Source organism: Shewanella sp. 5_MG-2023 (genome assembly GCF_030547465.1).
Classification (GTDB): Bacteria; Pseudomonadota; Gammaproteobacteria; order Enterobacterales; family Shewanellaceae; genus Shewanella.
The window spans coordinates 1-2,290 of the sequence record NZ_JAUORC010000068.1 but is presented as its reverse complement, the minus strand read 5'-3'; the positions used below and the strand labels follow the sequence as shown (position 1 = coordinate 2,290).

The window sequence follows — 2,290 nt, the reverse complement described above, 5'->3', positions numbered from 1 at the left end:
TTCTAATATAACGAAGACCTATAAGTAACACTTTAGAAGGCTATTAAAGTGAAACCGCCGTGCTCTTAATAAAAATAACGCGGTGCCCTAGGCATCTCTTCTTTAATCGAAGGGGACCCGGACTGCATTAAACTCTGCAAAGAGTGAATAACTCATTAAGTTCTGTAGGCTAAAACTTAACGCTTGAATTGTTGTAAAATTGGTGGAGCTACACGGGATCGAACCGTGGACCTCTTCGCTGCCAGCGAAGCGCTCTCCCAGCTGAGCTATAGCCCCTCAACTTTACAAATTGCATTTGGACATGCTGCGATAAATAATCACATCGTGTCTCAAGTACGGGGCGCATTCTATGCAGCCTGCCCAAAAGTGTCAACTCGTTTTTTAAGAATTTATTCTAGCTGCTACAAAATCAATCGCTTTGGATATTCTTTGTTCGCAACGAGCCTTTCCAATGAGAAATAAGGTTAAATCTACAGCAGGTGACATTCCGGCGCCTGTAACAGCGACACGTAAAGGCATTCCAACTTTACCCATTCCTACTTCAAGTTCTGCTGCGGTGTCTTCAATTGCTTGATGAATTGCTTCAACAGACCAATCAGATAGAGCAGAAATTTTTTGTTGGATTAACTTAAGTGGTTCCATTGCAACACCACGCAAGTGCTTTTTCGCTGCATTTTCATCAAAAGCGTCGAAATCTTCATAGAAGTAGCGACTAGATGCGGCTAACTCTTTTAAGGTTTTCGCTCTTTCTGCAAGTGCTGTGACAACTTCAGCTAAAGCAGGGCCGTTTGTGGTATCAATTTTTTGGTCATCCATATGCCATTGAAGGTGGCCTGCAACATATTCTGGTGCCGACTCTTTAATGTAGTGCTGGTTTAGCCAATTTAATTTGTCAGTATTGAATGCAGAAGCTGCTTTGTTGATGTCATCTAATTTAAATAATGAAATCATTTCATCAATTGAGAATACTTCTTGATCGCCATGTGACCAACCTAAACGAACTAAGTAGTTCAATAGGGCTTCAGGTAAATAGCCATCATCACGGTATTGCATTACGCCAACTGCGCCATGACGTTTTGATAATTTAGCGCCATCGTCGCCTAAAATCATTGATACGTGCGCATATTCAGGAACAGGTGCACCTAATGCTTTTAAAATATTAATTTGGCGAGGGGTGTTATTGATGTGATCTTCACCGCGTACAACACAAGTGATCCCCATGTCCCAGTCATCAACAACTACACAGAAGTTATAAGTTGGCGTGCCTTCAGTTCGGGCAATGATCAAATCATCTAAAGTATCGTTAGCAAATTCGATGCGACCACGAACATGATCATCAAATACCACACTACCTTCTGTAGGGTTTTTGAAACGAATAACAAACGGCTCGTCAGTTTCACGTGGCGCTAAGTTACGACAATGGCCATCATATTTTTGAGACTCACCATTAGCAGCTTGTTCTTCACGCATTGCTTCAATACGCTCACGTGAGCAGTAACACTTATATGCACTGCCTTGTTCTAGCATTTGAGCAATGATTTCATTGTAACGATCAAAGCGCTTGGTTTGGTAATACGGGCCTTCATCCCAAGTTAAGCCTAACCACTCCATACCTTCTAAGATCGCAGCGCAAGCTTCAGGTGTTGAACGTTCAATATCTGTATCTTCTACACGTAAAACAAACTCACCTTGGTTCGCACGAGCATATAGCCAAGAATAAAGTGCTGTACGAGCACCACCTACATGTAAAAAGCCTGTTGGGCTTGGAGCAAAACGCGTCTTAGTTGTCATAATGGGACACTGACCTATTTCTGAAAACGTCTATATAAAGACAGATATAATAAAGTGGCCGATATTCTATACCCAAACCACCACATTATGCGAGTTCCACTCTTGTTATTTTCATTCTTGTGGAGCAGGCATTCACTATAGTCAACGTCATCTAATATTGCGCAATCAATTTAAGTTTGAATATAAAGGTTAGTAGTAGTCTACTAACTAACAGGTATTAGTGGAGGCAGAAAGAATATAATAGGGGGCTTATCAATAGTGAGATGTTATTTATTCGCCAAAATCTGGTTGATGTCAGCAAAAGGCGGTCTAATGCGTCTAACAATCAACCAAGACGGCTGTTTTTAGCGCGCCTGAACTTTTTTAATCAAAAAGTCGTTGACAGTATTTCGTTGCTCCCTATAATACGGCCCCACACAGCGAGGTCGATTAGCTCAGCTGGGAGAGCACCTCCCTTACAAGGAGGGGGTCACTGGTTCGAGCCCAGTATCGACCACCA

The 2,290-nt window shown here is 42.0% G+C and carries 1 protein-coding gene and 2 tRNA genes; 1 reads left to right on the top strand and 2 read right to left on the bottom strand.

Annotated features, from left to right (window positions below):
- Window positions 1-200 precede the first annotated feature (200 nt).
- Window positions 201-276 (bottom strand) — tRNA-Ala (locus Q4557_RS19635).
- A 105-nt stretch (window positions 277-381) separates the two neighbouring features.
- Entirely contained in the window at window positions 382-1,791 is a 1,410-nt protein-coding gene (gltX, locus tag Q4557_RS19630; protein WP_102436489.1) for a glutamate--tRNA ligase, read from the bottom strand.
- Between the two features lie 423 nt (window positions 1,792-2,214).
- Between gltX and Q4557_RS19625 the strand changes: the two genes are divergently transcribed.
- Window positions 2,215-2,290, top strand: a tRNA-Val gene (locus tag Q4557_RS19625).

Bases quoted from the DNA above. Each gene is read 5' to 3' on its own strand.
- gltX (WP_102436489.1), bottom strand. From the start codon at position 1,791: ATGACAACTAAGACGCGTTTTGCTCCAAGCCCAACAGGCTTTTTACAT.